General features: G+C 39.0%; 29 protein-coding genes, 1 rRNA gene and 2 other annotated features. All 30 genes read right to left on the bottom strand.

The annotated features are described in order from the left end of the window. Window positions 1–236 precede the first annotated feature (236 nt). The 30 genes from HCX62_RS00155 to rrf all read right to left on the bottom strand — a co-directional run bounded on the left by HCX62_RS00155 (window position 237) and on the right by rrf (window position 24,454). Window positions 237–1,415, bottom strand: coding sequence for an RtcB family protein (locus HCX62_RS00155; protein WP_185636579.1), 1,179 nt, complete (start codon window positions 1,413–1,415; stop codon window positions 237–239). 346 nt (window positions 1,416–1,761) lie between these two features. Next, window positions 1,762–2,367, bottom strand: a complete 606-nt coding sequence (locus HCX62_RS00150) for a class I SAM-dependent methyltransferase (protein WP_185636578.1) — start codon at window positions 2,365–2,367, stop codon at window positions 1,762–1,764. 128 nt (window positions 2,368–2,495) lie between these two features. Continuing rightward, window positions 2,496–2,999, bottom strand: a complete 504-nt coding sequence (locus tag HCX62_RS00145; protein WP_185636577.1) for a DUF1307 domain-containing protein — start codon at window positions 2,997–2,999, stop codon at window positions 2,496–2,498. A 25-nt stretch (window positions 3,000–3,024) separates the two neighbouring features. Then, window positions 3,025–3,687 carry a DUF1266 domain-containing protein gene (locus HCX62_RS00140; protein WP_185636576.1) on the bottom strand — a complete coding sequence of 221 codons (663 nt, stop codon included), beginning with the start codon at window positions 3,685–3,687 and terminating at the stop codon, window positions 3,025–3,027. Window positions 3,688–3,797: 110 nt separating this feature from the next. Beyond that, on the bottom strand, window positions 3,798–4,838 hold the full coding sequence (locus HCX62_RS00135) for a M56 family metallopeptidase (protein WP_185636575.1): 1,041 nt from the start codon (window positions 4,836–4,838) through the stop codon (window positions 3,798–3,800). After that, window positions 4,831–5,217 carry a BlaI/MecI/CopY family transcriptional regulator gene (locus tag HCX62_RS00130; protein ID WP_185636574.1) on the bottom strand — a complete coding sequence of 129 codons (387 nt, stop codon included), beginning with the start codon at window positions 5,215–5,217 and terminating at the stop codon, window positions 4,831–4,833. The genes HCX62_RS00135 and HCX62_RS00130 overlap by 8 nt, the downstream gene beginning before the upstream one ends. Window positions 5,218–5,374: 157 nt before the next feature. Then, complete coding sequence (rplL, locus tag HCX62_RS00125; RefSeq protein WP_185558531.1) at window positions 5,375–5,737, bottom strand: 50S ribosomal protein L7/L12; 363 nt, start codon at window positions 5,735–5,737, stop codon at window positions 5,375–5,377. 78 nt (window positions 5,738–5,815) lie between these two features. Beyond that, a complete protein-coding gene (gene rplJ / locus HCX62_RS00120; RefSeq protein WP_003723030.1) occupies window positions 5,816–6,316 on the bottom strand; it encodes a 50S ribosomal protein L10 in 501 nt (166 codons plus the stop codon). Between the two features lie 55 nt (window positions 6,317–6,371). Next, window positions 6,372–6,516, bottom strand: a sequence feature (ribosomal protein L10 leader region). 48 nt (window positions 6,517–6,564) lie between these two features. Further along, window positions 6,565–7,254 carry a 50S ribosomal protein L1 gene (gene rplA, locus HCX62_RS00115; protein WP_003718337.1) on the bottom strand — a complete coding sequence of 230 codons (690 nt, stop codon included), beginning with the start codon at window positions 7,252–7,254 and terminating at the stop codon, window positions 6,565–6,567. Between the two features lie 39 nt (window positions 7,255–7,293). Next, window positions 7,294–7,719 carry a 50S ribosomal protein L11 gene (rplK, locus tag HCX62_RS00110; protein ID WP_003718336.1) on the bottom strand — a complete coding sequence of 142 codons (426 nt, stop codon included), beginning with the start codon at window positions 7,717–7,719 and terminating at the stop codon, window positions 7,294–7,296. A gap of 125 nt (window positions 7,720–7,844) precedes the next feature. Then, entirely contained in the window at window positions 7,845–8,315 is a 471-nt protein-coding gene (locus tag HCX62_RS00105; RefSeq protein WP_185636573.1) for an Imm63 family immunity protein, read from the bottom strand. Between the two features lie 54 nt (window positions 8,316–8,369). Next, complete coding sequence (gene nusG, locus HCX62_RS00100) at window positions 8,370–8,903, bottom strand: transcription termination/antitermination protein NusG (protein WP_003726896.1); 534 nt, start codon at window positions 8,901–8,903, stop codon at window positions 8,370–8,372. A 129-nt stretch (window positions 8,904–9,032) separates the two neighbouring features. Next, window positions 9,033–9,212: a preprotein translocase subunit SecE gene (gene secE / locus HCX62_RS00095; protein ID WP_003726895.1), complete on the bottom strand. Its 180-nt coding sequence runs from the start codon at window positions 9,210–9,212 to the stop codon at window positions 9,033–9,035. Between the two features lie 19 nt (window positions 9,213–9,231). Further along, window positions 9,232–9,381: a 50S ribosomal protein L33 gene (gene rpmG, locus HCX62_RS00090; protein WP_003728079.1), complete on the bottom strand. Its 150-nt coding sequence runs from the start codon at window positions 9,379–9,381 to the stop codon at window positions 9,232–9,234. A gap of 103 nt (window positions 9,382–9,484) precedes the next feature. Beyond that, window positions 9,485–10,090 (bottom strand): RNA polymerase factor sigma-70, encoded by a 606-nt coding sequence (locus HCX62_RS00085; protein ID WP_185636572.1) that lies wholly within the window; start codon window positions 10,088–10,090, stop codon window positions 9,485–9,487. 80 nt (window positions 10,091–10,170) lie between these two features. After that, window positions 10,171–10,683 (bottom strand): NYN domain-containing protein, encoded by a 513-nt coding sequence (locus HCX62_RS00080; protein ID WP_008946653.1) that lies wholly within the window; start codon window positions 10,681–10,683, stop codon window positions 10,171–10,173. A gap of 2 nt (window positions 10,684–10,685) precedes the next feature. Further along, entirely contained in the window at window positions 10,686–11,441 is a 756-nt protein-coding gene (gene rlmB / locus HCX62_RS00075) for a 23S rRNA (guanosine(2251)-2'-O)-methyltransferase RlmB (RefSeq protein ID WP_185636571.1), read from the bottom strand. After that, window positions 11,441–11,851: a Mini-ribonuclease 3 gene (locus HCX62_RS00070; protein ID WP_069001297.1), complete on the bottom strand. Its 411-nt coding sequence runs from the start codon at window positions 11,849–11,851 to the stop codon at window positions 11,441–11,443. Before HCX62_RS00070 ends, rlmB begins: the two co-directional genes overlap by 1 nt. A gap of 3 nt (window positions 11,852–11,854) precedes the next feature. Further along, window positions 11,855–13,270, bottom strand: coding sequence for a cysteine--tRNA ligase (cysS, locus tag HCX62_RS00065; protein WP_185636570.1), 1,416 nt, complete (start codon window positions 13,268–13,270; stop codon window positions 11,855–11,857). A gap of 6 nt (window positions 13,271–13,276) precedes the next feature. Then, complete coding sequence (gene epsC, locus HCX62_RS00060; protein WP_185504574.1) at window positions 13,277–13,891, bottom strand: serine O-acetyltransferase EpsC; 615 nt, start codon at window positions 13,889–13,891, stop codon at window positions 13,277–13,279. A gap of 70 nt (window positions 13,892–13,961) precedes the next feature. Further along, window positions 13,962–14,187 (bottom strand) — a binding site (T-box leader). Window positions 14,188–14,289: 102 nt separating this feature from the next. Beyond that, the gene (gene gltX, locus HCX62_RS00055; protein ID WP_185568856.1) at window positions 14,290–15,765 is read right to left on the bottom strand and encodes a glutamate--tRNA ligase; all 1,476 of its coding nucleotides are present in this window, start codon (window positions 15,763–15,765) and stop codon (window positions 14,290–14,292) included. Window positions 15,766–15,783: 18 nt separating this feature from the next. Next, entirely contained in the window at window positions 15,784–16,257 is a 474-nt protein-coding gene (ispF, locus tag HCX62_RS00050; protein ID WP_185636569.1) for a 2-C-methyl-D-erythritol 2,4-cyclodiphosphate synthase, read from the bottom strand. Next, the gene (ispD, locus tag HCX62_RS00045) at window positions 16,250–16,948 is read right to left on the bottom strand and encodes a 2-C-methyl-D-erythritol 4-phosphate cytidylyltransferase (protein ID WP_185636568.1); all 699 of its coding nucleotides are present in this window, start codon (window positions 16,946–16,948) and stop codon (window positions 16,250–16,252) included. The genes ispF and ispD overlap by 8 nt, the downstream gene beginning before the upstream one ends. Before the next feature lie 19 nt (window positions 16,949–16,967). After that, entirely contained in the window at window positions 16,968–18,041 is a 1,074-nt protein-coding gene (locus HCX62_RS00040) for a PIN/TRAM domain-containing protein (RefSeq protein WP_185636567.1), read from the bottom strand. Window positions 18,042–18,172: 131 nt separating this feature from the next. Continuing rightward, window positions 18,173–19,546, bottom strand: a complete 1,374-nt coding sequence (gene radA, locus HCX62_RS00035) for a DNA repair protein RadA (protein WP_185636566.1) — start codon at window positions 19,544–19,546, stop codon at window positions 18,173–18,175. A 146-nt stretch (window positions 19,547–19,692) separates the two neighbouring features. Continuing rightward, window positions 19,693–22,155, bottom strand: coding sequence for an ATP-dependent Clp protease ATP-binding subunit (locus HCX62_RS00030; RefSeq protein WP_185636565.1), 2,463 nt, complete (start codon window positions 22,153–22,155; stop codon window positions 19,693–19,695). 28 nt (window positions 22,156–22,183) lie between these two features. Beyond that, the gene (locus tag HCX62_RS00025) at window positions 22,184–23,206 is read right to left on the bottom strand and encodes a protein arginine kinase (protein ID WP_185636564.1); all 1,023 of its coding nucleotides are present in this window, start codon (window positions 23,204–23,206) and stop codon (window positions 22,184–22,186) included. Beyond that, window positions 23,203–23,721 (bottom strand): UvrB/UvrC motif-containing protein, encoded by a 519-nt coding sequence (locus HCX62_RS00020; RefSeq protein ID WP_185636563.1) that lies wholly within the window; start codon window positions 23,719–23,721, stop codon window positions 23,203–23,205. The genes HCX62_RS00025 and HCX62_RS00020 overlap by 4 nt, the downstream gene beginning before the upstream one ends. Before the next feature lie 12 nt (window positions 23,722–23,733). Then, window positions 23,734–24,192, bottom strand: coding sequence for a CtsR family transcriptional regulator (locus HCX62_RS00015; protein WP_185636562.1), 459 nt, complete (start codon window positions 24,190–24,192; stop codon window positions 23,734–23,736). A 146-nt stretch (window positions 24,193–24,338) separates the two neighbouring features. Further along, a 5S ribosomal RNA gene (gene rrf, locus HCX62_RS00010) occupies window positions 24,339–24,454 on the bottom strand. Between the last annotated feature and the right edge of the window lie 137 nt (window positions 24,455–24,591).

The raw sequence follows: 24,591 nt of genomic DNA, 5'->3' as shown, positions 1-24,591 counted from the left end.
AAAAAGAAAGCGGATTTCATCAATTATTTCTGAAAACCACATCCATGTTTATTTATAGCACCAAAAACCGCGCAAACGCTTCATTTTTCATCATATTTTGAAATAAAATGCAGCGCAAAAAAACGGTATAGATTCTTTTGGCATTATACTATAATACAACATCTCTCGACCTATGTCAAATATTTTTCTAGAAAAAGAAGAAGCGGCATGTTATAATATTTGCCGCTTCTTTTTCATTATGCTTTGAAATTGTATAAAGGTTTGATTATCTCTTGAATTTCCATCGTATCTCCTACATCAGCAAGCAGTTGTTTGGCTGATTTGTAGGCTTTTGGCGCTTCATCAATTGTTTTTTTCGAAACCGAAGTAGTCCAAACGTCTTTCATTGCCGCTTGATAACTTTCCAAACTGATTTGCACTTTTGCTTTGGAACGACTTAGCATTCTTCCCGCCCCGTGCGGCGCCGAGTAATTCCAATCAGCATTCCCTTTACCAGTTGCAAGAATACTACCATCACGCATATTAAGCGGAACGATGATTTGTTCTCCAAGTTGCGCAGACGTCGCGCCTTTTCTAAGCATAAGATTATCTATATCGATATAATTATGCACGCAATCAAACGCCGAAACGACCGCCTTATCCCACTTCATTGTTTTCAAAATTATTTGAGCCATAACGTAACGATTGCGCGCTGCAAATTTTTGAGCAATTTCCATATCATTTAAATATTGTTTTAACTCCAAGCCCGTTAGATAAGATAAATCGTAATCCAGCTTCACTAGTTCTCGCTCATCGTTTAATTGGGCAGCCATTTCTAAATCGCCCTTTTTTTTCGCATCAGTCGCACCGATTTTTAATTCTTTGCGTAATATATCTAGTTTTTTATACGCTACTTCTTGATGATACTCCGCGATTTCCTTCCCCAGCACTCGACTCCCGCTATGGATCACAAGATAAATCCCGTCCACGCCTTGGTTCACCTCAATAAAATGGTTCCCACCACCAAGCGTCCCTATACTCCGCGCTGCCCAACCATAGTTAATCGGCGCAATTACACCATCTAAATTAAAATCATCAACAGGCCGATCGTGCGTCTTACTCCCCGAAGGAACTCGTTCGCGAATGACCTTATCCAACTTATCAAAATCCATTTTCAATTTGCCCGGTTTCAACTTTACTACATATAAACCACAACCAATATCCACCCCGACCAAGTTCGGAACAATTTTATCTTCAATCGTCATCGTCGTCCCAATCACGCAACCTTTACCGCCATGCGTGTCCGGCATTATCCGAATCTTACTATCCTTCGTAAACGACTGATTGCAAAGTGTAATAATTTGCCCAATCGTATTATCATCCACGTTATCTGTAAAAACTTTTGCTTCGTTATATTTTCCTTTTAATGTTAGCATTTCTATTCCTCATTTTCTGTTTAATAGAGAAATGAATAAGCTCATCTCTCTTCCTAGCTGTTTAAATTACCTAGTTGCCCCTCTGCCATTCGACTCACTTCTTTCAATTTTATTTTTAAGTATAAAAAAAGTCCCTCAATCAAGAAAGATTGAAGGACGTAACTTTTAACGAACGTAACCTTGAAAAGACGCGAGTTTGATATGCGCGAACGTTAAAGAAATATCGATTATCTTCTTACTTGATTGGTTGTTTTTTCCTAGATTTTTGTTCACTTGAAGCATATCCCTCAGTCCTTTCTTAGTAAAATGTAGTTCTATATTAACACGTTTCCACGCTTCATACAACTTAGTTTTTAACACTTTTGAAAATGAAATAACCTCTATCTCTCGCCACTGTTTCCACGTTTCCGAAAACTTCTTCCATTTTCTTTTCAGCGGATGGGCCACCTTGTTTCTTTTGAATAACAATCCAAAGTTCTCCATTTGTTTGTAAATGGTCAAACGCGCCTTCTAAAATCGCATGAACCACCTTTTTCCCAGCACGGATTGGCGGATTACTAATAATCGCTTGGTAATCAGTCGCGTTCACGTTGTCATAAACGGAGCTTTCGTATATATGTGTATTGGTAATTTTATTTAATTCAGCGTTTTCTTTCGCAAGTTCCAGCGCGCGCAAATTAACATCCACCATTTCAATTTGGCTGTCCGGAAATTCTTTCGCTACGGTTAGCCCCATCGGACCGTAGCCACAACCTACATCTAAAATTTTACCCGACTTCGCTTCTAGCGCAAAAGATTCTATTAATAGTTTCGAGCCAAAATCAACTGTATTTTTTGAAAACACGCCATTATCACTTGTAAAATTCATATTAAAACCTTTTAACATCACTTGCCATGTTTTACGGTTATGTTTAATCGTTTCATCATTTGTGTAGTAGTGATTATTCGTCACGAACCGCACCTTCCTTTCATATCTCTAGTTATTTTAGCATAAAAACCAGCGCTAAAGTAGCTCTAATAGCGATAAAAAAACAGACTCTTAACAAATAAGAGTCTGTTCGCAATGATAGTTTTTTAGAATTAAGATTCTTTCTTTTTAAATCCTTGTGCTTCGAATTGTTCTACTGTTTGTTTTAGACTAACTTTTTTAGGATCTGTTGTTCCGCCAAGTAGCGAACTAACGGAAGCCTTGTCTGCTTTATATAAATCAATAGACATTGTTAGTTCAAGCGCTTCGTCAGTGAATTTCGTTTCAATTGAAGCACCTTTACTGTCTTTATATCCAGAGTACTGAGACGCAACTTGTTCCTCTAATTGCTTCTTCATAGCATCGTCCAATTTAACGCCAGCTTCTAATCCAAGTGCCGCAAATGGGTAAATCATTTTTTGGTCTACTTTTCTTAGACTATCGCCAACGTGAGCAAATGTCGCTTCCAACTTAGCGCCGCCTACATCCGCCACGTAAGTTACTGTTTCCATTTTCTCTTCTTTTTTCTCACTTGTCTTTTTGCTTGAGTCGCTTCCACAAGCCGTTACAAGTAACGCTAACACTACAATACTGATAATACTTAAAAACTTTTTCATCTGATTGTTGTACTCCCTTTTTTGTTTAGTTTTTTAGTTGATATTTGTTTAATAAGCTAGTTGAATCCACTTTCAAATCTACGTATGCTGCAACGCCTTCGCTATACCAGTTTGTTTCTAAACCTTCTTCTCCATTTAAATAACTAACTAAGTACTCGTCCCAGTCAGCAAAATGAAGTGCGGCAGCGTCCCATAATTCACCAAGAAAGCCCCATGCTTGTTCTTCACTGATCAAGTCTAAAGAAAAACAAACGCGCACAATATAACCTAAGCGATCCAGATCAAATGCGCCATATGTCTTAACTTTGTTAGCAGCTGCTACAAGCGCAGTTTCATCATGACCTTTTTTACGAGAAGCTTTGGTGACGATACGAGCAACTTTATTTGTCGTATGTGCCGCAACCATGCCTGAATAATTATTCGCTTCAATCCAGTTAGTAATAACACCTACCGCAGAAGCTCCATCATTAATACCAAACATTGGCAACCAATATTTCATGACTTTCGCTCCTTGTTTCTTCGGATAATACAGTTTTAGCATTTTATTCGAGCCTGTTAATCTCGTTTCCACATTATGCTTACACTCTGTAGTGAAAGCTCCGATACAAAGCAATCGTTCTTTATCTGCTGGAAACGTATTAAATTGTTGATATTCTTCTGGTAAAGAAACCTTTTTTCGACCAAACATTTATTTTTACCACCTTTTTAGTAATCTTTTATGCTTTTTAATTCTACAACTTGTAGTCCTAAAAGTCAATCGCGCAAATAAAAAAACTCCTCCCAAAAAATGAGAGAAGCTTAGTTTCTTCGTTCAATTGTAATCCCTTTTTCCTTTTCAACCGTAAATATTTCCGCCTGGAACGCACTAAAGAAAATTCCCACACTACACAATCCAATGAGGAAAACGCCGAAAATCAGGTTACCTTTTTTAGCTTTATGCTGATAATTCGCGACAAAATGGAGCCTTTCTTTTAGTGCTTTAGTATTTTCATGAAGCGAAACAGCCACATGCGCTTCTTTATAATTTCCTGATTTAACAAGTGAAGAAAGCAGCGTATCACCATAACCGATATATTTATTTTTTGGCAAAGTTGCTAAAACCGCTTCATCACATGCCAGTTCGCGATCTTTTTGAATTCGTTTATTCATCAGATACATCAACGGATTAAACCAGTACACACAAGTGAAAAACTGCGCACCCCACACATAATACATATCTTTACGTTTACAATGAATCAACTCATGCCTGAAAATATACTCCAATTCCTCTTCCAAAAAAAATTTATCCGGTATAATTATCACATTTTTACTTAATCCCAAGAAAATTGGTGAGGAAATGAGCGGATTAATCAGCAACTCCACCGGCTTCTTAATATTTAATTCATCGATAATCCCAGCTAACATGTCAAGTCGCTCAAGATCCTCCACATGTCGCGCTCCAGAGAAAACATATTTTTTAAAATTACGATAAGATGCTATTCGATAAATAAAAATCAGTAAAAATACAACTAACCAAACTAACCATAAATAATCGAGCACCGTCATCCAAAAATCAATATTAAAATCACGCTCTAAAATGACTCCATTTTGATCCATCGTAATGGAAGTAACTCCATCAAATCCCGTTTTATTACTCCACATAAACTCGCCACTTTTCGCAAATTTAAAAAAGAGAAACGCAAAAGGGACCGTTAAAAAGAACAAAACGGCCAACCACGCATAATAAATTTTAGCCTTACTTAAATAACGACTGAATACTTTTCCAAATATCCAGACAAACGACACTAAGACAACTGAAGTTAATGCCATCGATAAAACAATTTTAAGCAGTTCATTCATCCGATGATTTCGTCCTTTTCCAAAATTGTTGTAGATCATTTAGTTCATCCGCAGAAATCAAATCATTCTGCACCAAATTTGTAATCAACCCTTTTACATCACCTTCGTAAATATCTGATACAAAGCTTTCTGTTTGTTGTTCTAAATACTCGTTTTCGCTCACAAGTGCATAATATTCATTTTTGCGACCAATTTTCTTAACGCGAAGTAGGTTTTTCTCCACTAATCTAGTTAAAAATGTAAGAATTGTATTTTTCTTCCATGAAAATTCTCTTTCACTTAGTTTCTCGGCAACATCTGCGTACTGAACCGCTCTTCCATATTCCCAAATGATTTTCATAACTTCTAGTTCAGATTTTGATATAGCTTTAATCGACATATTTAAACCTCCAGGAAACTAATTCACTTACTAATACTAGCATGTAATAGCAATAAAAAAAAGCCTTCTGAAAGACTAATCACACTCTTTTGTATTCGTTTTTACATTTTAATAAAAAAAGACCTTAGATAACAAGTATCTAAGGTCTTTAAGTTAATTACTTAACTTCTACGTTAGCGCCAACTTCTTCAAGTTTAGCTTTGATTTCTTCAGCTTCGTCTTTAGCAACGCCTTCTTTAAGAGCTTTAGGAGCGTTGTCAACTAATTCTTTAGCTTCTTTTAAGCCAAGACCAGTGATTTCACGAACCACTTTGATTACTTTGATTTTAGAATCTCCAGCAGAAGATAATTCTACAGTGAATTCAGTTTGCTCAGCAGCACCGCCACCAGCAGCAGCTACAGCTACAGGAGCAGCAGCAGTTACGCCAAATTCTTCTTCGATTGCTTTTACTAAATCGTTAAGTTCTAATACAGATGCTTCTTTTACGGAAGCAATGATTTCTTCAATGTTTAAAGCCATTTTGAAATTCCTCCAATAATATAATTTTTTCGGATTTAACCGAGATTTGTTTGTAGGGTTCCCCCTGGGTAGAACAGATTATGCTTCTTGTCCTTCTTTTTGGTCAGCAACAGCTTTAGTAGCGATAGCAAGACCGCGAACTGGAGCTTGAAGTACGTTGCAAAGCATAGATAGCAATCCTTCGCGTGATGGAAGTGTTGCAAGTGCTTTAATTTCTTCAAGAGAAGCAACTTTACCTTCAATAACACCGGCTTTGATTTCTAGTGCTTCGTGATCTTTAGCGAAATCGTTAAGGATTTTCGCAGGCGCAACTACGTCTTCATTACTGAATGCGATTGCGTTAGGACCAGTTAGAGCTCCTTCTAAACCTTCATAACCGTTAGCTTCAACAGCACGGCGAGTTAGTGAGTTTTTGTAAACTTTAAACTCAATACCAGCATCACGCAATTGTTTACGTAATTCAGTGATTTCGCCAACGTTTAAGCCGCGGTAATCAACAATTACTGTAGACGCACTAGCTGATAATTTTGTTTTAATTTCTTCTACTGCACTTTGTTTAGCTTCAAGAACTTTACTCATTTTTCCACCTCCGTCCAACAATTAAATCTAATTAAACAGACACAAGTTCCGTTTGATCAGCAACAAAAAACCTCTGACACCGTAGACGTCAGAGGTTTTTGTAAAATGCACGCGGACGCACACTTCAAAAGAAATCCCTCGGGTGGCAAAATTTAAGCGGTAAACGCACCAACTGTCTACGGTAAGGATATTTGATTGTTTCAACTAGCCTATCTTATCAAAATAGAAGAGACTGGTCAAGTTAAATTTTATAAGCTAGCTGGGTCAACTTGGATTCCAGGTCCGAAAGTAGTAGTTACAGAAAGATTTTTCACGTAAGTACCTTTCGCAGCAGCAGGTTTTGCTTTTTGTAGAACGTCATTCACAGTACGGAAGTTTTCTACTAGTTTAGCAGCATCAAAAGATACTTTACCGATTGCAGCGTGGACATTACCAGCTTTATCAACACGGTATTCTACTTTACCAGCTTTAATTTCGTTAACTGCTTTAGTTACGTCCATAGTTACTGTACCAGTTTTAGGGTTTGGCATTAAACCTTTTGGTCCAAGGACACGGCCTAATTTACCAACTTCACCCATCATGTCAGGTGTAGCAACGATAACGTCAAAGTCAAACCAACCTTGGTTGATTTTTTCAACGAATTCAGATTCACCAACGTAATCAGCTCCAGCAGCCTCAGCTTCTTTAGCTTTTTCACCTTTTGCGAATACTAATACGCGTTGAGTTTTACCAGTACCGTTTGGTAGTACAACAGCACCACGGATTTGTTGGTCCGCTTTTTTAGGGTCAACGCCAAGACGGAATGCTACTTCAACAGTTGCATCGAATTTAGCGAAGTCAATTTTTTTAGCAAGTTCAACTGCTTCTTCTGCAGTGTAAACTTTATTTGCATCAATTTGTTTTAAAGCATCTTGATACTTTTTGCCTTTTTTAGCCATTTCTTTTCCTCCTTAATTGTCAAATTGTGAAACACACGATTAATCTTGGATAGTGATACCCATAGAACGTGCAGTACCTTCAACCATTAGCATTGCAGATTCAACATTTGCAGCGTTAAGGTCTGGCATTTTTGTTTCAGCAATTTCCTGTACTTGAGCGCGAGTTACAGATGCAACTTTTGTTTTGTTTGGTTCACCGGATCCTTTTTCCACTTTAGCTGCTTTTTTAAGCAATACAGCTGCTGGTGGAGTTTTAGTGATGAACGTAAACGAACGGTCTTCAAATACAGTGATCACAACAGGAATAATAAGACCAGCTTGATCGGCTGTGCGAGCATTAAACTCTTTACAGAATCCCATGATGTTTACGCCAGCTTGACCTAATGCAGGTCCAACTGGAGGTGCAGGATTTGCTTTACCTGCTGGAATTTGAAGTTTAACTTCTTTAATCACTTTTTTTGCCACGAGACATACCTCCTTAAGTCCGTGATGTGGTTGACTGGGGCTGATATTTCCCCTCCCACGTTAAAACATACGTCAAAAACGTACTTATATATGATACCATTTTAAAAGTTTAGTTGCAAGATTTTTTATGGATTTACTTTAAATTCCATCGTTTCTTTATCGAAATAGACATTTTTATTTGTACGCCATAAGTTCAAATAGGCCGTGTAGCCAAGCGCAGCCTTATCGACCCACGCTGGATTTACCGTTTTTAGTAGTTGTAGCGTCTTTTCAAATGCGATTTTCCGCGTGTCTGCTTCTAAAATGTTATCGTCTCGTTCCATATCTTCTTTTCGGTGGCGCAGTTCAAATTCCATTCCCATGTACCAGCAAATGTGCAGAAAAACTTCATATTTAAACTCATCTAAATCCGTGGTGTTAAACTCGCTATTACGTTTGCCGCGTTCATAACCATAGAGCATGTAGCCATTTTGTTCACTATAATCCATACAAAGTTCGCCGAAACCCGGACCATCACCTAGAAATAAAGGGAAATCGAGCTCTAAAAAATCTGCTTCCCGCTTAAATTCCAAATAAATCTGCTTTGCTTTGTCCATTTTGTCGCCTCCCTAACAAAACAACCTCCACAATTAATGTAGAGGTTGTAAGTTTTAAAGTTTTTCGATTTGGTTGAAATCAACTTCGACTGGCGTTTCACGTCCGAACATGTTAACCATGACTTTCGCTTTACCTTTGTCGTTGTCCATTTCGTCCACTTTACCAGAGAAGTCAGCGAATGGTCCTTCTTTGACCATAACTGTTTCACCGATTTCAAAGTCAGCTTCTGCACGTTTTTCAACCATGCCCATGCTTTTAAGAATACGGTCTGCTTCTTCTGGAAGTAATGGTGTTGGTTTTGAGCCTGAACCAGCTGAACCAACGAATCCTGTAACACCTGGAGTATTACGAACTACGTACCAAGAATCGTCTGTCATAACGATTTCTACTAATACATAACCAGGGAAAACTTTACGTTTGATTGTTTTTGTTTTACCGTTTTTTACTTCTGTTTCTTCTTCTTCCGGTACGATCACGCGGAAGATTTTATCTGACATGCCCATTGATTCTACACGTTTTTCTAAGTTTGCTTTGACTTTATTTTCATAACCGGAGTAAGTATGAACTACATACCAATTTTTTTCCATTGTTTAGTTGGCAGCAATCCTATTTTGCCGCCATCCTCCTTTTAGTATAATCCAAAATAAAAAACCCGAAAGTTGTACGGGTTTTGTCTCAAGTAATAGTATATCATTATCTTTATAAAATTCCTAGCACTACACGATAAGTTTAATAATTTGTTCGATACCGAAATCAATTAACATAAAGAATAAAGCAAATAAAACTACTGTAATAACTACTGTTACTGTGTATGTTAAAAGTTCTTTTCTAGTTGGCCACGTAACTTTGTGCATTTCGGATGAAACATTCCGAAAGAATCTTGCTATTGCAGACATACCAAAACCTCCATATCGTCTATTTTGTTTCTCGATGTAATGTATGTTTATTGCAGTGTCGGCAGAATTTCTTCACTTCTAAACGAGTTTCTTTCTGCGTCCCGCTAACATTGACCGTATAGTTTCTTGAACCACACTCAGAACAAGCGAGGGATGTTTTCTTCTTCATAAATTATCTCAACTCCGCAATCATTAAATATGCCATGCCAAAAAATAGGCACATTTCATCCATATAAATATAACATTTGGCTCTTAGCTAGTCAATTGTTTTTTCATTCTAGCTGTTTCATCATTTTCTTTTTTACGCGTTGCAGAGCATTGTCGATTGCTTTCTCTTTTTTATTGAAGAAAACCGCCATTTCTTGATAGCTCTTGCCTTCTAAATATTGTTTTAATACTTCTTTTTCAAATTCGCTTGTGACTTGTTCTAGTTGACGTGCTACATGCGTTAAATCCTCGTTTTTGATTAAAAAGTCTTCTGGTGTTTCGGCGGCTTTTTCGGAAATAACATCCAGTAAAGTCCAGTCCACATCATCTTCGGCCATTGGTGTATCGAGTGAAACAGAATTATTAAGCGGAATATTCTTCTGTCTGGATGCTCGTTTTACAGCTGAAAGAAGCTGCCTGTTAATACACATTTCTGCAAAAGATCGAAAAGAAGCTTCTTTGGTTTTGTCATAATCACGAATCGCTTTGAAAAGACCAATCATCGCTTCTTGGATTAAATCATCCCGCTCAGCACCTTGCAGAAAATACTGGGTTGATTTCCAGTAAATAACTGACTGATACTTACTGAAAAAATATTCTAGCGCTTCTGTATCACCGCTTCTCGCTAGTTCGAGCATCGCCATTTCTTCCTGATTCACTGAATTATCCACTGGGCTAATCGGCTCCTTTACGACAGGATTTCTTCCATGGTTGCTCCATTATACATAGTTAGAAACTTACCGTCAATCCCTTACTCCTCGCCTCTTCTCCACTTTTCAAGCTGTGAAATAACATCAGAATCTAGATTAAGGTTGGATTTTGGCATTTCTTCCTGAATTCGCTTGATTTTCTGACCGATTTGTTTGCTCATTTCTTGAATTTCAAAAAGTAGTTCACGGGAAGAAATCCGTAACGCTCCTTGTCCAAAAATAGCCCACTGTTCTGTATAATCAGATGTCGCTACCATAATTTGCGTTCGCACATTTTTCCATTCAATTGCTTTTTGTTCAATGTATTCATCCGCCGTTTCGTCCTCATGTGTAAAAACGACTTCGACTTGATATTTCTTACTTTTCCGCTTCACACCTCGGACAAACTGTGCATCAAAAACGACCACAACCCGGTATCCCGTGTAACTTTGATACTCCGCCATCCATTCAACCAGCTTATCTCTCGCCGCTTCCAAATCACGATCTTTCAAATAACTTAATTCCGGCCAAGCCCCAATCACATTATACCCGTCAACAAGCAGAATTTGTTCCATCTTTATTTCTCCAGAGGGAAACGTTTCCGATAAACTTCATAAAGTAACAAACTAGCTGCAACAGAAGCATTAAGTGATGTAACTTTTCCGCGCATTGGTAAATGAACAAGAAAATCGCATTTTTCGCGAACTAAACGGCTCATTCCAAAACCTTCACTACCAATAACAATAGCAAGCGGCATATCCACGTCCATCGTCCGGTAATCACTGCTACCCTTCGCATCAGTACCGAAAATCCAAAGTCCACGTTTTTGCAATTCTTCCATTGTACGCACCATATTCGTTACACGAACTACTGGAACATACTCCATCGCGCCAGTACTAGCTTTTGCTACGGTTTGCGTTAATCCCACTGAGCGGCGTTTCGGAATAATAATCCCGTGTGCGCCAACAGAGTCTGCCGTACGCATAATCGACCCTAAGTTATGCGGATCTTCTAGTTCATCTAAAATAATGAAAAATGGCATTTCATCTTTCGCTTCAGCTGCCGCGAATAAATCGTCGAGTTCCGCATATTGATAAGCTGCAACCTGTGCCGCAACACCTTGATGTGCCCCGCTTACTACTTTTTCGATTTTTTGTTTTGGTACAAATTGAACTTGGATTTTACGTTCTTTCGCCAAACTTAATACTTGTTTTAAAACACCTTTTTGCGAACCTTCTTGTACGTATATTTTTTGGATATCTCGATCAGATCTTAATACCTCAAGGACAGGGTTTCTCCCACCAATCCACTCTTGCTCATTTTCTTGTTCCATTAGTTATTTTCCACTCCTTTTTCTACTATTTCAAGCGCCTTTTCCATCCATTCTTGAAGTCTATCCATCTCACCCGCTAAATAAAGATAACCGAGAACCGCTTCAAATGAAGTAGACATACTGTACGTTCCTGGATCCGTGTTTTTAGGCACTGTATATGACTTCGCATTCCGGCCACGCTTGGCAATCCGGTCTTCTTCCTCTGTCAAAAAACCTTCCGCAATCATAGCTTTCAGCGCCACCGCTTGCCCTTTTGCAGAAACGAATTTTGTCGCCGTTTTATGCAATTGGTTCGGTTTGGTTTTCCCTGCTGCGAGTAAATATTCACGGATAAATTTTTCATATACCGCATCACCCATGTAAGCAAGCGCGAGACCATTCAGTTGTTTGTATTCTTTCACTTCTGCCATGATTTACCCCCGTCTAAACCGCGTGCCTTGCGCAGTGTCTTCCAAAATAATATTTTTTTCTTTTAAAATGTCTCGAATTTCATCAGCACGTGCAAAATTACGTTCATTTCGCGCTTGTAGACGTTCTTCAATTAACGCCTCTACTTCGCTATCATCCAACGAATCAGTTTGCGTATTTTCTAATTTCAATCCTAGTACTTCTGCGAATAAACGCATCATACTTAAAAATTCTCGCAACACATTAACAGAAACCGTTTCTTTTGAAAGGTAAATATTAGCGCGTTTCGCAAGTTCGTGGAAAGTTGTAATGGCATTCGCTGTATTGAAATCATCATCCATATCATCTTCAAAAGCTTGTTTTAATTCAGTCAGTTGCTCTAACCACTCGTCCTCATGCGCTTCTTCCACATATTCACCGTCATCTGTTTGAATGCGGTGGTCAATGTTTTGGTAAGCAATCATTAAACGCTCCAGCCCATTTTTCGCATCCTCCAAAATCGCATCATTCAGCGTAATTGGCTTCCGGTAATGCACCGATAACATGAAGAAACGAATCACATTTGGATCATTGTCTTTTAGCACATCATGTAGTGTAATAAAATTCCCAAGCGATTTGGACATTTTTTCCCCATCAATATTTAAAAAGGCATTATGCATCCAGTAGTTCGCGAATGTTTTCCCAGTTGCTGCTTCGGATTGAGCAATCTCATCCTCATGGTGAGGGAATACTAAATCTTGCCCGCCCGCATGAATATCAATCGTCTCACCAAGATATTTTTTCGCCAGCGCCGAGCATTCAATATGCCAACCCGGACGACCATTCCCAAACGGACTTTCCCAAAAAATCTCGCCCGGCTTTGCAGCTTTCCAAAGTGTGAAATCAAGTTCATCTTGCTTCCGCTCATTATATTCAACCCGCGCCCCGTGTTGTAGTTCCGATAATGCTTGCCCAGATAGTTTGCCGTAATCTTTGAATTCCTTCGTCCGGAAATATACATCACCAGCCGACTCGTATGCATAACCTTTTTCGATTAGCGTACTGATCATTTGGATAATTTCATCCATATTTTCCGTTACACGCGGATTCACAGTCGCTTTCGCCACATTCAGCTGATCCACATCATCAAAATAAGCACCGATAAAGCGATCCGCCACTTCCGGAACCGTCAATTTCAGTTCATTAGCCGCACGAATCAATTTATCATCCACATCAGTAAAATTAGATACGAATTTCACATCATAGCCACGATACGTAAAATAACGTCGAACCGTATCGAAAACGATGATTGGTCGCGCATTCCCAATATGAATATAATTATAAACAGTTGGCCCACAAACATACATTTTCACTTCGCCATCTTTGAGCGGTTTAAAAGGCTCTTTCTCTCGTTTTAACGTATTAAAAATTTGTATCGACAATCAGATCTACTCCTTTTCCTTCAAAAGTTTTTCTACTATATTTTCTAATTCCGCAATTCGTAACGTTAATTCGTCCATTTTCGGGACTGCATGACCTACCGTGCGACCATTCAACCGAACAACCTTCGCCGGAATTCCGACAACCGTTGCACCAGGTGGCACGTCTTTTAAAACGACAGCTCCCGCACCAATACGCGCGCCTGCTCCAATTTCTACCGGCCCAAGTACTTTCGCCCCCGCTGAAACGAGCGCCCCGTCACCGACAGTTGGATGGCGTTTCCCGCAGTCTTTCCCAGTCCCCCCAAGTGTAACCCCGTGGAATATCGTTACATCTTCACCAATTTCTGCAGTTTCTCCAATAACAATCCCTGCACCATGATCAATAAAAAGTCTTCTACCAATAGTTGCGCCTGGATGAATCTCTATATTAGTCCAGAAACGAGCGGTCTGCGCTAATACTTTCCCCAACAAAACCATTTTATGACGGTAAAAAAAGTTCGCCACACGATGCCACCAAAGTGCATGCAATCCTGGATTCGTTAAAAAAGCATCAAAAAAACTCTTCGTCGCAGGGTCATTCTTTATAATTGTTGTAATATCTTCTTTTAAGCGAGTTGGCATTTTGTTGCCTCCTTATTCAAGTTTGTACATTTTTCATTGGAACCCAAACCAACAAAAAAAGCCCCTCCGATACAGAGACGCTTTGCGCGGTTCCACTCTGACTTGAGTATTGCTAATTTTAGCAGCTACTCCAACTCTAGGGGTGGGGATAACGACCCACATTTCGTCTGATGATACTAAATTTCCCATCAGAATTCAGGGAGGCATTTCAGGAGTGTTCAGCTAAGTCGCTTCCAGCCGCGGCGACTCTCTCTTCAAGCTTAGAATTCCGTACTTCTTCCCATCAGCACTTTTTCCGTATATTTAGTTCTATTATAACAGCAATAAAATTCCTTGCAACTGAAATATATCAAAATAAAAAAGTGCCCCGCAAATAGCCGAGACACTTCCCTTTAAAATTAATTATTTTTCAACCATGTATCCAAACGATTAAGCACTTTTTCAAGGCCAAGAACCTCAATTGCAAGTGGTAATTCCGGACCATGCATTTCACCAGTTGTCACAATACGAATTGGCATAAACAAACCTTTACCTTTTACGCCCGTTTCTTTTTGGACACGCTTGATAGCAGCTTTAACTTCCGCAGCTTCAAGAACTTCCAGTGCTTCTAACTCTTTTTTGAAAGCCGAAATAACGGTTGGCACTGTTTCTTCAGCCAGAACTGCTGTTTCTTCTTCATCAAAAGTAATCGACTCCGCATCCGCAAAGAACATTTCCGAAAGTGGCACAATTTCCGCACCATAGCTCATTTGCTCATGATAAAGCGAAACTAATTTATGCACCCAATCAAGTTCTGCTTGATTGAGCTCTGCAGAAACAACGCCCGCTTTTTGTAAATGAGGTAAAGAAAGTTCTACGACATCATTTAGCGGTAATTTTTTCACGTATTGGTTATTCACCCAAGTCAATTTAACATTATCAAATAATGCTGGTGATTTAGATAAACGCTTCGGATCAAACATCTTAATGAACTCTTCTTTAGAGAAAATTTCTTCTTCCCCTTCAGGAGACCAACCAAGCATAGCGATAAAGTTAAATAACGCTTCTGGTAAATATCCTAAGTCACGATATTGTTCGATAAATTGAATAATCGAGCCATCACGTTTACTTAGTTTACGTCTACTTTCATTCACAATCAGCGTCATATGACCGAAAATTGGTGGTTCCCAGCCAAAAGCATTGTAAATCATAATTTGTTTTGGTGTATTCGAAATGTGGTCATCCCCACGAAGAACATGCGAGATTTCCATCAAATGGTCATCCACTGCTACAGCAAAGTTATAAGTCGGAATTCCATCTTTTTTCGCAATAACAAAATCACCAATACCATTTGACTCAAAAGAAACGTCATCTTTTACCATATCGTTAAAAGTAATTGTTTCATTCGCAGGCACTTTGAAACGAATGCTCGGTTTAAAGCCTTGCGCTTCTTTTTCCGCTTGTTGTTCTTTTGTTAAATGGCGACATTTCCCGCTATAACGAGGCATTTCACCATTTGCTTTTTGTTTTTCACGTTCTGCATCTAATTCTTCTTCTGTACAATAGCATTTATATGCCAAATCTTTGTCCAAAAGTTCTTGAATTAGCGGCTCATAGATCGATTGACGTTCGGATTGACGGTAAGGTCCGTATTTCCCAGGAACATCAACACCTTCATCCCAGTCCATACCAAGCCATTTCAAGTTTGTCATTTGGCTTTCTTCACCATCAGCTATGTTACGCTTAGCATCCGTGTCTTCAATTCTAATGATAAAATCTCCATCATTATGTCTTGCAAATAAATAGTTAAATAAGGCAGTACGCGCATTCCCAATATGCAAAAATCCAGTTGGACTTGGCGCATAACGCACACGTACTCGTTTTGTTTCACTCACAATTATTCACTCCTTCAATTATTTTTCAAGTAAGACAACCGCAAGACTCGCGATTCCCTCTTCTCTACCAGTAAATCCTAATTTCTCTGTTGTCGTTGCTTTTACATTCACTTGCGTCGGATCCGCATGTAGCAACTCCGCAATCCTCAGCTTCATTTGAGTTACATATGGCGCCATTTTAGGTTTTTCAGCAATAATAGTAGCGTCTAAATTTCCAAGACGAAAACCATCCGCCTCTACTTTCTGCCAAATCTCAGTAAGTAACTCCGCTGAGTCCGCATCTTTAAAAGCCATATCTGTATCCGGGAAAAAATGACCAATATCACACGCACCAATTGCCCCGATAATGGCATCCGTTATGGCATGAAGCAGCACATCTGCATCGCTGTGGCCAAGCAAACCTTTTTCATAAGGAATTTTAATCCCGCCAATAATCAGCTCTCGGTCATAGGCAAGTTTATGTACATCATAACCTTGGCCAATTCTAATCATTTACTTTCCCTCCAAGTTCTCCTAATATCGCCTTTGCAAGCGGCATATCTTCAGGAGTTGTCAGCTTAATATTATAATAGCTTCCTTGGACAATAGCAACCGGACAAGGAATTCGCTCCACTAAACTAGCTTCATCCGTCCCTAAAAATTGTTCTTTTCGAGCAAGTTGATGCGCCTTTTGTAAAATATGCAGTTCAAAGGCTTGCGGCGTTTGAATTTGCCAAAGATTTTCTCGGTCAACTGTTTCTTGAACGACGTCATTCACAACTCGTTTCACCGTATCTTTTACTCTCACTGCACAAATCGCGGCTTTACTTTGTTTTACACCCATTAACAGTCGATCAATAATATCTACTGTAACAAACGGCCTAGCACCATCATGTACCAACACGACACTCTCTGTTCCACAACGTTCCAGCCCCGCCGCTACGCTATATTGGCGTTCACTTCCGCCCTTCACGATTTCAATTCGATGTTCAGCAACATTTAGCTGACTCATTAATTTCTTTACATGCTTTCTTTCCTCTTCTTGACACACGACAATCACTTTGGAACAACGATTATCCGCTAAAAAAGGACGCAAGGCATGAATAAAAATCGGTTCATCAACTAGATCTAGCCACATTTTGTTTTTTTGAGCATTCATTCGCTTTCCTTGACCTGCTGCTAAAAAAACCAACTCATAATTCATGCTTATTTCCCCCTTCTAATCAGGATGGTTTAGCAAAAATCATTCTTCCTGCTGATGTTTGTAGAACACTAGTTACTTCAACTTGAATAGTTTCATTAATAAATTTACGACCATCTTCCACAACAATCATCGTTCCATCATCTAAATATGCAACGCCTTGATTGTGCTCCTTACCATCTTTCACCATAAGAACAGTCATTTTCTCTCCTGGTAAAACAACAGGCTTCACAGCATTGGCCAAATCATTAATATTTAAAACTGGTACATTTTGGAACTCACATACTTTATTTAAATTATAATCATTTGTTACAACAATCCCGCCCATTACTTTAGCAAGTTTTACAAGTTTACTGTCGACTTCTGGCGTATCTTCAAAATCACCTTCATACATTTCCACTTGAATAGAGTCTTCTTTTTGAATTCGGTTTAGAATATCTAACCCTCGACGACCTCTTGTTCGTTTAAGTGTATCCGATGAATCCGCAATATGCTGCAGCTCAGCCAATACAAACAGTGGAATAACAACCGTTCCATCCAAAAATCCAGTAGCTAAAATATCTGCAATACGACCATCAATAATAACACTTGTGTCTAGAATTTTGTATGTCTTTTTAGATTTTTCTTCTGATTGCTCTTCTTCCGGTGTTTTTTTCTTAGCATTTCTGTTATTGACAAAATTTCCAAATTCATTGCGACGACTGATTCCAATACGGAACCCTAAATAACCTAGCACTAACGTTAAAATAACTGGTACTACAGAATTTAAAAGCGGAATATTCGTTTGACTTAGTGCATTGCTCGCAAAAAACGCAATTACTAATCCTACAAATAAACCAAGTCCCCCATAAACAAGAGTTGCAATAGCAATTTTAGCTAACTTTTCCTCTAACCAATTAAGTGCGGCTTCTACATATTTCACCGCCCAAAAAGTAATAAGATAAAATATAAGTGCACCAATCAGAGCATCAGTATAAGGATTATTAATTAGCAAAATGTGTCCTATTCCAAGTTTCACCCAAAGTGTTGGCAGCGAAAAGACTCCCGTTGTCCCACCTAGAATTAAAAAACACACTCGAATTACCCATGTAAGCATTTAGTTTCCTCCTTTCCATTTTTTTTATTTATATATAATCGGGCTATTACCAATATACATATAGCACTATTTTACACTATTAAAAGACCATACCGCAAATAGTACTCACGGAATCCCGTAAGTATTTATTTTCAGTTCGGTAAAGCTTTCTTCAAAGCCTCTCCAATTGTTTCTACCCCAACAACTTCTACGTCTTTTGGTATCTTCCACGTTCCCTCGTTATTTTTAGGAATAAAAATTCGTTTAAAACCAAGTTTCGCAGCTTCTTGCACACGTTGTTCAATTCTCGCTACTCGGCGAATTTCTCCTGTAAGCCCAAGTTCCCCAATAAAACAGTCTGTACTTTTCGTTGGTTTATCACGATAGCTAGATGCCACACTTACCGCAACTGCCAAATCCACTGCTGGTTCATCCAATTTAACTCCACCAGCCGCTTTCAAATAAGCATCTTGATTTTGCAACATCAAACCTACTCGTTTTTCTAAAACAGCCATAATTAGCGACACTTTATTATAATCAATTCCAGTCGCCATTCGTTTAGCGTTACCAAACATTGTCGGTGAAACAAGTGCCTGAATCTCCACAAGAACTGGACGAGTTCCTTCCATTGACGCTACTACCGTTGACCCAGAAGCGCCTTCAAGACGTTCTTCTAAGAAAACTTCTGATGGATTAGCCACTTCAACAAGCCCAACGTCCCGCATTTCAAAGATACCCATTTCGTTCGTTGATCCAAAACGGTTTTTCACTGCACGCAAAATCCGGTAAGCATGATGACGCTCCCCTTCAAAATAAAGCACAGTATCTACCATATGTTCAAGTAGACGTGGTCCCGCAATCGCACCTTCCTTTGTCACATGACCAACAATAAAGATAGCAATATTTTGCATTTTGGCAATTCGCATTAACGCTGCTGTACATTCTCTAACTTGCGAAACGCTCCCCGCTGCACTCGTAACATCCGGGTGATAAACCGTCTGGATTGAATCAATTACGACAAAATCAGGCTTCACAAAATCAATTGTTTCCTGAACAGCTTCTAAATTTGTCTCTGCATAAACGTATAAATTATCCCCAGAAACTTGCAATCGTTCTGCGCGAAGTTTCGTTTGCTTGATAGATTCTTCCCCAGAAATATATAATACTTTTTTATTTGTAAGTGTAAGTTGCGCCGATACTTGTAGTAATAAAGTAGACTTCCCGATACCAGGATCTCCTCCGACAAGCACCATTGATCCCGGAACTACCCCGCCACCAAGCACTCGATTTAATTCTGGCATATTTGTTTCAACACGTTGTTCTATTTCGCTTGCTATTTGTGTAATCGGAGTCGCTTTTGAAGGTTCTCCTGTATGATTAAAAGCCGAGCGCGATTTCTTCGATGGCTCTAACGCCTCCACCATTTGATTCCACTCATTGCAATTCGGACATTTACCCATCCATTTTGCCGATTCATACCCACATGCCTGACATACAAATTTGGTCGTCCTTTTTGCTTTAGCCATTTTTTACATCCCTCCATACATATGCTTCATTTTACCACAGATCATCTGTTCGCGTTAACCCTTTTCACCAAATTCGTTTTTTCAGCCCTAATCCTAATTTTCACACAAAAAACCTTCCTTAAATTTGAATTAAGGAAGGCATTTATTTATTTTGCTTTTACTTTTTTGGTAGTTGTTTTCTTTTTAGGAGCAGCTTTTTTTCTAACCTCTAATTTACCGTCCTTCACACCAATTTCAATGTAATCGCCTACTTTAATATTGCCACGAAGCAATTCCTCAGAAAGCATATCTTCCACTTCTTTTTGAATAGCTCGTTTCAAAGGACGCGCCCCGTATTCTGGGTCATAGCCGTCTTTGGCGATTTTAGCTTTCGCGCCTTCCGTTAATTTCACATGAATATCACGCTCAGCCAATCGTTTCGTTAATTGAGCAGTTAACAGCGTAACAATTTGTTTCAATTCTTTTTCTTGTAGCGAATGGAACACAATTGTTTCGTCAATCCGGTTAATAAATTCTGGACGAAAAGCCTGTTTTAAGTCTTGTAAAACGCGGTGCTCCATTGCTTTATGATCTTTAATCGGATCCACCACGTTAAAGCCCATTGATTTATCCTGTTTCATTTCTTGAGCCCCAATATTGGAAGTCATGATAATCACCGTATTTCTAAAATCAACGACACGACCTTTAGAATCCGTCAAACGCCCGTCATCTAGCACTTGTAACAACATATTAAATACATCCGGATGCGCTTTTTCAATTTCATCTAAAAGGACTACTGAATAAGGTTTTTGACGAACTTTTTCCGTCAGTTGCCCACCTTCTTCATACCCCACATAACCAGGAGGAGCCCCAACTAAACGAGCAGTCGAGAATTTCTCCATGTACTCGGACATATCTATACGAATCATCGAATCTTCATCACCAAACATCGATTCAGCAAGTGCACGTGCAAGTTCCGTTTTACCAACCCCAGTAGGTCCAAGGAAAATAAAAGAACCAATCGGACGTTTCGGATCTTTAAGACCAGCGCGAGCCCGGCGAACAGCTAGCGACACAGCTTTAACAGCTGCATCCTGCCCAATCACACGCTCATGTATAAGTTTTTCCATATTAAGCAGTTTATTCGTCTCAGTTTCCGCCAGTTTTGCAACAGGAATTCCTGTCCAACTAGCAACCACTTCAGCAACAATATCTTCAGTAACTTCACTATGGTCAAGGCCTTGTTTTTCTTGCCAATTTGCTTTCGTTTCTTCTAGTGATTTTTTAAGTTTTTGTTCTTTATCACGTAATGCTGCCGCTTTTTCAAATTCTTGCCCTTGAACAGCCGCATCTTTTTCTTTTTTCAAATCTGTTAAATTGTTTTCCATTTCCTTTACGTTTTTTGGTGTTGTAAAAGATTTCAAACGTACTTTCGAACCAGCTTCATCAATTACATCAATCGCTTTATCTGGCAAGAAACGGTCTGAAATGTAACGATCAGATAACCGTACAGCTGCTTCAAGTGCTTCATCAGTAATAGCAACACGGTGATGCGCTTCATAACGATCACGTAAACCATGTAAAATTTGAACAGATTCTTCAACAGTCGGTTCATCTACTTTAATCGGTTGGAAACGTCTTTCAAGTGCAGCATCTTTTTCAATATATTTACGATATTCATCCAAGGTAGTTGCACCAATACATTGCAATTCGCCACGAGCTAGCGGTGGCTTCAAGATATTCGATGCATCAATTGCACCTTCCGCTCCACCAGCACCAATTAAAGTGTGCAACTCATCAATAAATAGAATAACATTACCAGCTTGGCGAATTTCATCCATTACTTTTTTCAAACGGTCTTCAAATTCACCGCGATATTTTGTACCCGCTACAACAGTCCCCATATCAAGCGTCATAACACGTTTTCCTCGTAAAGTCTCAGGCACTTCATTACGAACAATTTGTTGCGCCAAGCCTTCTGCAATCGCCGTTTTACCAACACCAGGCTCCCCAATAAGAACAGGGTTGTTTTTCGTCCGACGACTAAGTACCTCAATCACACGTTGAATTTCCTTAGAGCGGCCAATAACCGGATCCAAATTATCTTCACGCGCAATAACCGTTAAATCACGAGCCAAACTATCTAACGTCGGAGTTGCTTGCGTATTTGTTTGGCGACCAGCACCAGTAGCTTCTCCGCCACCAAGAAGCTGTAAAACTTGCTGACGCGCTTTGTTCAAACTAATACCAAGATTACTTAAAACTCGCGCTGCAACTCCTTCACCTTCACGAATAAGCCCAAGTAAAATATGTTCTGTCCCAACGTAAGTATGCCCTAATTTACGAGCCTCATCCATCGAAAGTTCAATTACTTTTTTCGCGCGTGGTGTATATTGAATCGTTGTCACAGCTTTTTCACCATGACCAATTAATCCTTCCACTTCTTGCTGCACTTTTTCCGAACTAATTCCCAGTTCATAAAGAGCTTTCGCCGCAATTCCTTCGCCCTCTCGTACAAGGCCTAACAGTATATGTTCCGTTCCTAAATTACTATGATTCAAACGCATCGCCTCTTCTTGTGACAACGCGAGTACTTTCTGAGCTCTTTGCGTAAACCGTCCAAACATCATTGTTGTTTCCTCCTTATCGTAAGCCTCATTATTTATCGCCCAAAATCTCGCGAATCACTTTGGCCCGTATTACTTTCTCTTCTAATTCATCCATATCGCGCCCTGCTTCTTTTCTCAAAAAAGCTGGTTGCGAAAATAGTACCAATTCATTCATTTTTTGGCGAGAAATATGCTCGAAAAACCCTAATTCTACACCAAGCCGTATATCTGATATAGCATCGGCTGCTTCTTTCATAGAAATAATTCGGCAATTCATCAATAATCCATATGACCTAAAAACTCTATCTTCCAGTGCAATATGAAATTTTTGCTTCAAAGTAGTTCTAGCGACACGTTCTTGCATAATAATTTGTTCCATGACTTGCGTTAAATCTTCCACAATTTCCGTTTCAGTTTTACCTAAAGTCACTTGATTCGAAACTTGGAATATACTACTTGCGGGCATGCTACCTTCCCCGTATATACCTCTTACCACAAAACCAAGACTCCTAATCGCCTCAATCACACTTTTAATTCTTTTCGTTGTAACAAGACCCGGTAAATGCACCATCACAGAAGCCCGCATTCCAGTCCCAACATTTGTCAAACAACTCGTCAAATATCCAAACTGCTTATCAAAAGCATACGTCAACTTCTCTTCCACATACCCATCAATTTGCAAAGCCGCCTCCAACGCATCAAACAACCTCAACCCAGGAGTCATGCACTGTATCCGCAAATGGTCTTCCTCATTTAACATAATACTCACATTTTCTTCCTCATTTAAAAGAACCGCCCCATACTCACTCTTATTCATCATATAAGGACTAATCAAATGCTTCTCCACCAAAAGAGCCTTTTCCAATAGAGAGATCTGATTCATTTTAAATAAAGAAAAACTATCATCAAAAACTTCTGCAATCTGGTCAACAATTTCTTCCTTTTGTTCATAAATCGGAAATTTTTCATCTTTTAAATTCCTAGCAAGCCGAATACGAGAACTTAGGACAACATCATCGTCATCACCAGCATTTTCTAACCAAGAACTAAGCCGAGGTTCAAACACATTCATTTATCCTCACCCCCAGCTTTCAAAGCCCTAATTTCATCACGAATGATCGCAGCTTCTTCAAACTCTTCATTTTTAACCAAGAGAGCTAATTTTTCTTGCAAATGACTAATCTCATTTTGAACACCCTCTGCTCGCTCAACCTCTGCAGGTACTTTCCCAACATGCTTTGTATATCCATTCTGTACTCGCCCAATAATAGGTACCAACTGCTCTTCAAAAGCCGAATAACATTCCGAACAACCCACTCGATTCGTTTGTAAAAACTCATCAAAACTAAGCTGACAATTCCCACAAACAACCTTTTTCTGCACATTTTCTTCTTTTTGTAAAAGTGTTAAGAAATCCAGAGCAACCTCACTAAAAGTATCCATTGCCTTGACTAAATCTTTTTCCGAAGAGAGAGCTTCATTAGCTGCACAATTCTCACATAGATACAATGACTCTACTTTCCCAGCCTCATTTAATTGTTGTAAAGCAATAACAGCCTTATTTTCCCCACATCTTTGACAGATCATCGTCATCACACCTTAATCATATTTCAAAGCAACCAACATTGCTTCTAAAATCCTACTCCTCAAAATATCCCTATCCGGTAAAGGTAAAATTAAAACTTCCCGGTCTAAAGCTGCAACCATTAATCTTGCTTCTTTTTTCGTTATAACATCTTCTTCAAGCAACCTCAAAATTACATCTTCAGAAAATGATTGAGAAACCTTTTTATCATGAACCATTGATATAATCGCTTCTAATAATTGAAGCTTATCATTCATTTTCACTTTAATAATTCGAATATATCCACCGCCACCACGTTTACTTTCAACGATATAACCTCGTTCCATTGTAAACCTAGTATTTATTACATAGTTAATTTGCGAAGGAACACATTCAAACTTATCCGCAATTTCACTTCTTTTAATTTCAACAGCCTCACTAGACTCCAAGACTTGCTTCAAATAAGCTTCTATAATATCAGAAATATTTTTCATTATAAGGAATCTCCTTTCTATTTTTTACAAATCACTGACTTTGACTATTTTTGACTTTAATTATACTAGATATCCCTACCTATTAGCAATTTATTTATCTTTTTATAAACAAAAAAAGCCCTAAATAATTAGGACTTTTTCAAATTGCCCGGCAGCGACCTACTCTCGCAGGGGGAAACCCCCAACTACCATTGGCGCGGAGAAGCTTAACTACCGTGTTCGGGATGGGAACGGGTGTGACCTTCTCGCCATAACTACCAGACAATATTGAATTGTTGAAAGATTGCTCTCTCAAAACTAGAGAAGAAAGTGTTCAGTTAGGTAACTTCGTTTCATTTTTTGGTTAAGTCCTCGATCGATTAGTATTTGTCCGCTCCATGTATCGCTACACTTCCACTC

The organism is Listeria swaminathanii, from assembly GCF_014229645.1.
GTDB lineage: Bacteria > Bacillota > Bacilli > Lactobacillales > Listeriaceae > Listeria > Listeria swaminathanii.
The sequence above is the reverse complement of the archived record's forward strand: the minus strand, read 5'-3'. Positions and strand labels throughout refer to the sequence as shown.

Coding starts and splice junctions, on each gene's coding strand:
- HCX62_RS00135 (WP_185636575.1), bottom strand. CDS start 4,838: ATGAATGAACTGCTTAAAATTGTTTTATCGATGGCATTAACTTCAGTT.
- HCX62_RS00155 (WP_185636579.1), bottom strand. CDS start 1,415: ATGCTAACATTAAAAGGAAAATATAACGAAGCAAAAGTTTTTACAGAT.
- ispD (WP_185636568.1), bottom strand. CDS start 16,948: ATGAATTATGAGTTGGTTTTTTTAGCAGCAGGTCAAGGAAAGCGAATG.
- rplL (WP_185558531.1), bottom strand. CDS start 5,737: ATGGCTTTAAACATTGAAGAAATCATTGCTTCCGTAAAAGAAGCATCT.
- HCX62_RS00040 (WP_185636567.1), bottom strand. CDS start 18,041: ATGCTTACATGGGTAATTCGAGTGTGTTTTTTAATTCTAGGTGGGACA.
- HCX62_RS00070 (WP_069001297.1), bottom strand. CDS start 11,851: ATGGCAGAAGTGAAAGAATACAAACAACTGAATGGTCTCGCGCTTGCT.
- rpmG (WP_003728079.1), bottom strand. CDS start 9,381: ATGAAGAAGAAAACATCCCTCGCTTGTTCTGAGTGTGGTTCAAGAAAC.
- HCX62_RS00020 (WP_185636563.1), bottom strand. CDS start 23,721: ATGATCTGTCAAAGATGTGGGGAAAATAAGGCTGTTATTGCTTTACAA.
- HCX62_RS00030 (WP_185636565.1), bottom strand. CDS start 22,155: ATGATGTTTGGACGGTTTACGCAAAGAGCTCAGAAAGTACTCGCGTTG.
- rplJ (WP_003723030.1), bottom strand. CDS start 6,316: ATGAGTAAAGTTCTTGAAGCTAAACAAAGTGCAGTAGAAGAAATTAAA.
- HCX62_RS00080 (WP_008946653.1), bottom strand. CDS start 10,683: ATGGAACAAATTCTGCTTGTTGACGGGTATAATGTGATTGGGGCTTGG.
- rplA (WP_003718337.1), bottom strand. CDS start 7,254: ATGGCTAAAAAAGGCAAAAAGTATCAAGATGCTTTAAAACAAATTGAT.
- HCX62_RS00015 (WP_185636562.1), bottom strand. CDS start 24,192: ATGAAAAATATTTCTGATATTATAGAAGCTTATTTGAAGCAAGTCTTG.
- ispF (WP_185636569.1), bottom strand. CDS start 16,257: ATGATTAGAATTGGCCAAGGTTATGATGTACATAAACTTGCCTATGAC.
- epsC (WP_185504574.1), bottom strand. CDS start 13,891: ATGCCAACTCGCTTAAAAGAAGATATTACAACAATTATAAAGAATGAC.
- HCX62_RS00105 (WP_185636573.1), bottom strand. CDS start 8,315: ATGGACAAAGCAAAGCAGATTTATTTGGAATTTAAGCGGGAAGCAGAT.
- secE (WP_003726895.1), bottom strand. CDS start 9,212: ATGTCTGCAATAGCAAGATTCTTTCGGAATGTTTCATCCGAAATGCAC.
- HCX62_RS00145 (WP_185636577.1), bottom strand. CDS start 2,999: ATGAAAAAGTTTTTAAGTATTATCAGTATTGTAGTGTTAGCGTTACTT.
- HCX62_RS00025 (WP_185636564.1), bottom strand. CDS start 23,206: ATGAATGTGTTTGAACCTCGGCTTAGTTCTTGGTTAGAAAATGCTGGT.
- nusG (WP_003726896.1), bottom strand. CDS start 8,903: ATGGAAAAAAATTGGTATGTAGTTCATACTTACTCCGGTTATGAAAAT.
- rlmB (WP_185636571.1), bottom strand. CDS start 11,441: ATGGAACAAGAAAATGAGCAAGAGTGGATTGGTGGGAGAAACCCTGTC.
- HCX62_RS00140 (WP_185636576.1), bottom strand. CDS start 3,687: ATGTTTGGTCGAAAAAAGGTTTCTTTACCAGAAGAATATCAACAATTT.
- radA (WP_185636566.1), bottom strand. CDS start 19,546: ATGGCTAAAGCAAAAAGGACGACCAAATTTGTATGTCAGGCATGTGGG.
- HCX62_RS00130 (WP_185636574.1), bottom strand. CDS start 5,217: ATGTCGATTAAAGCTATATCAAAATCTGAACTAGAAGTTATGAAAATC.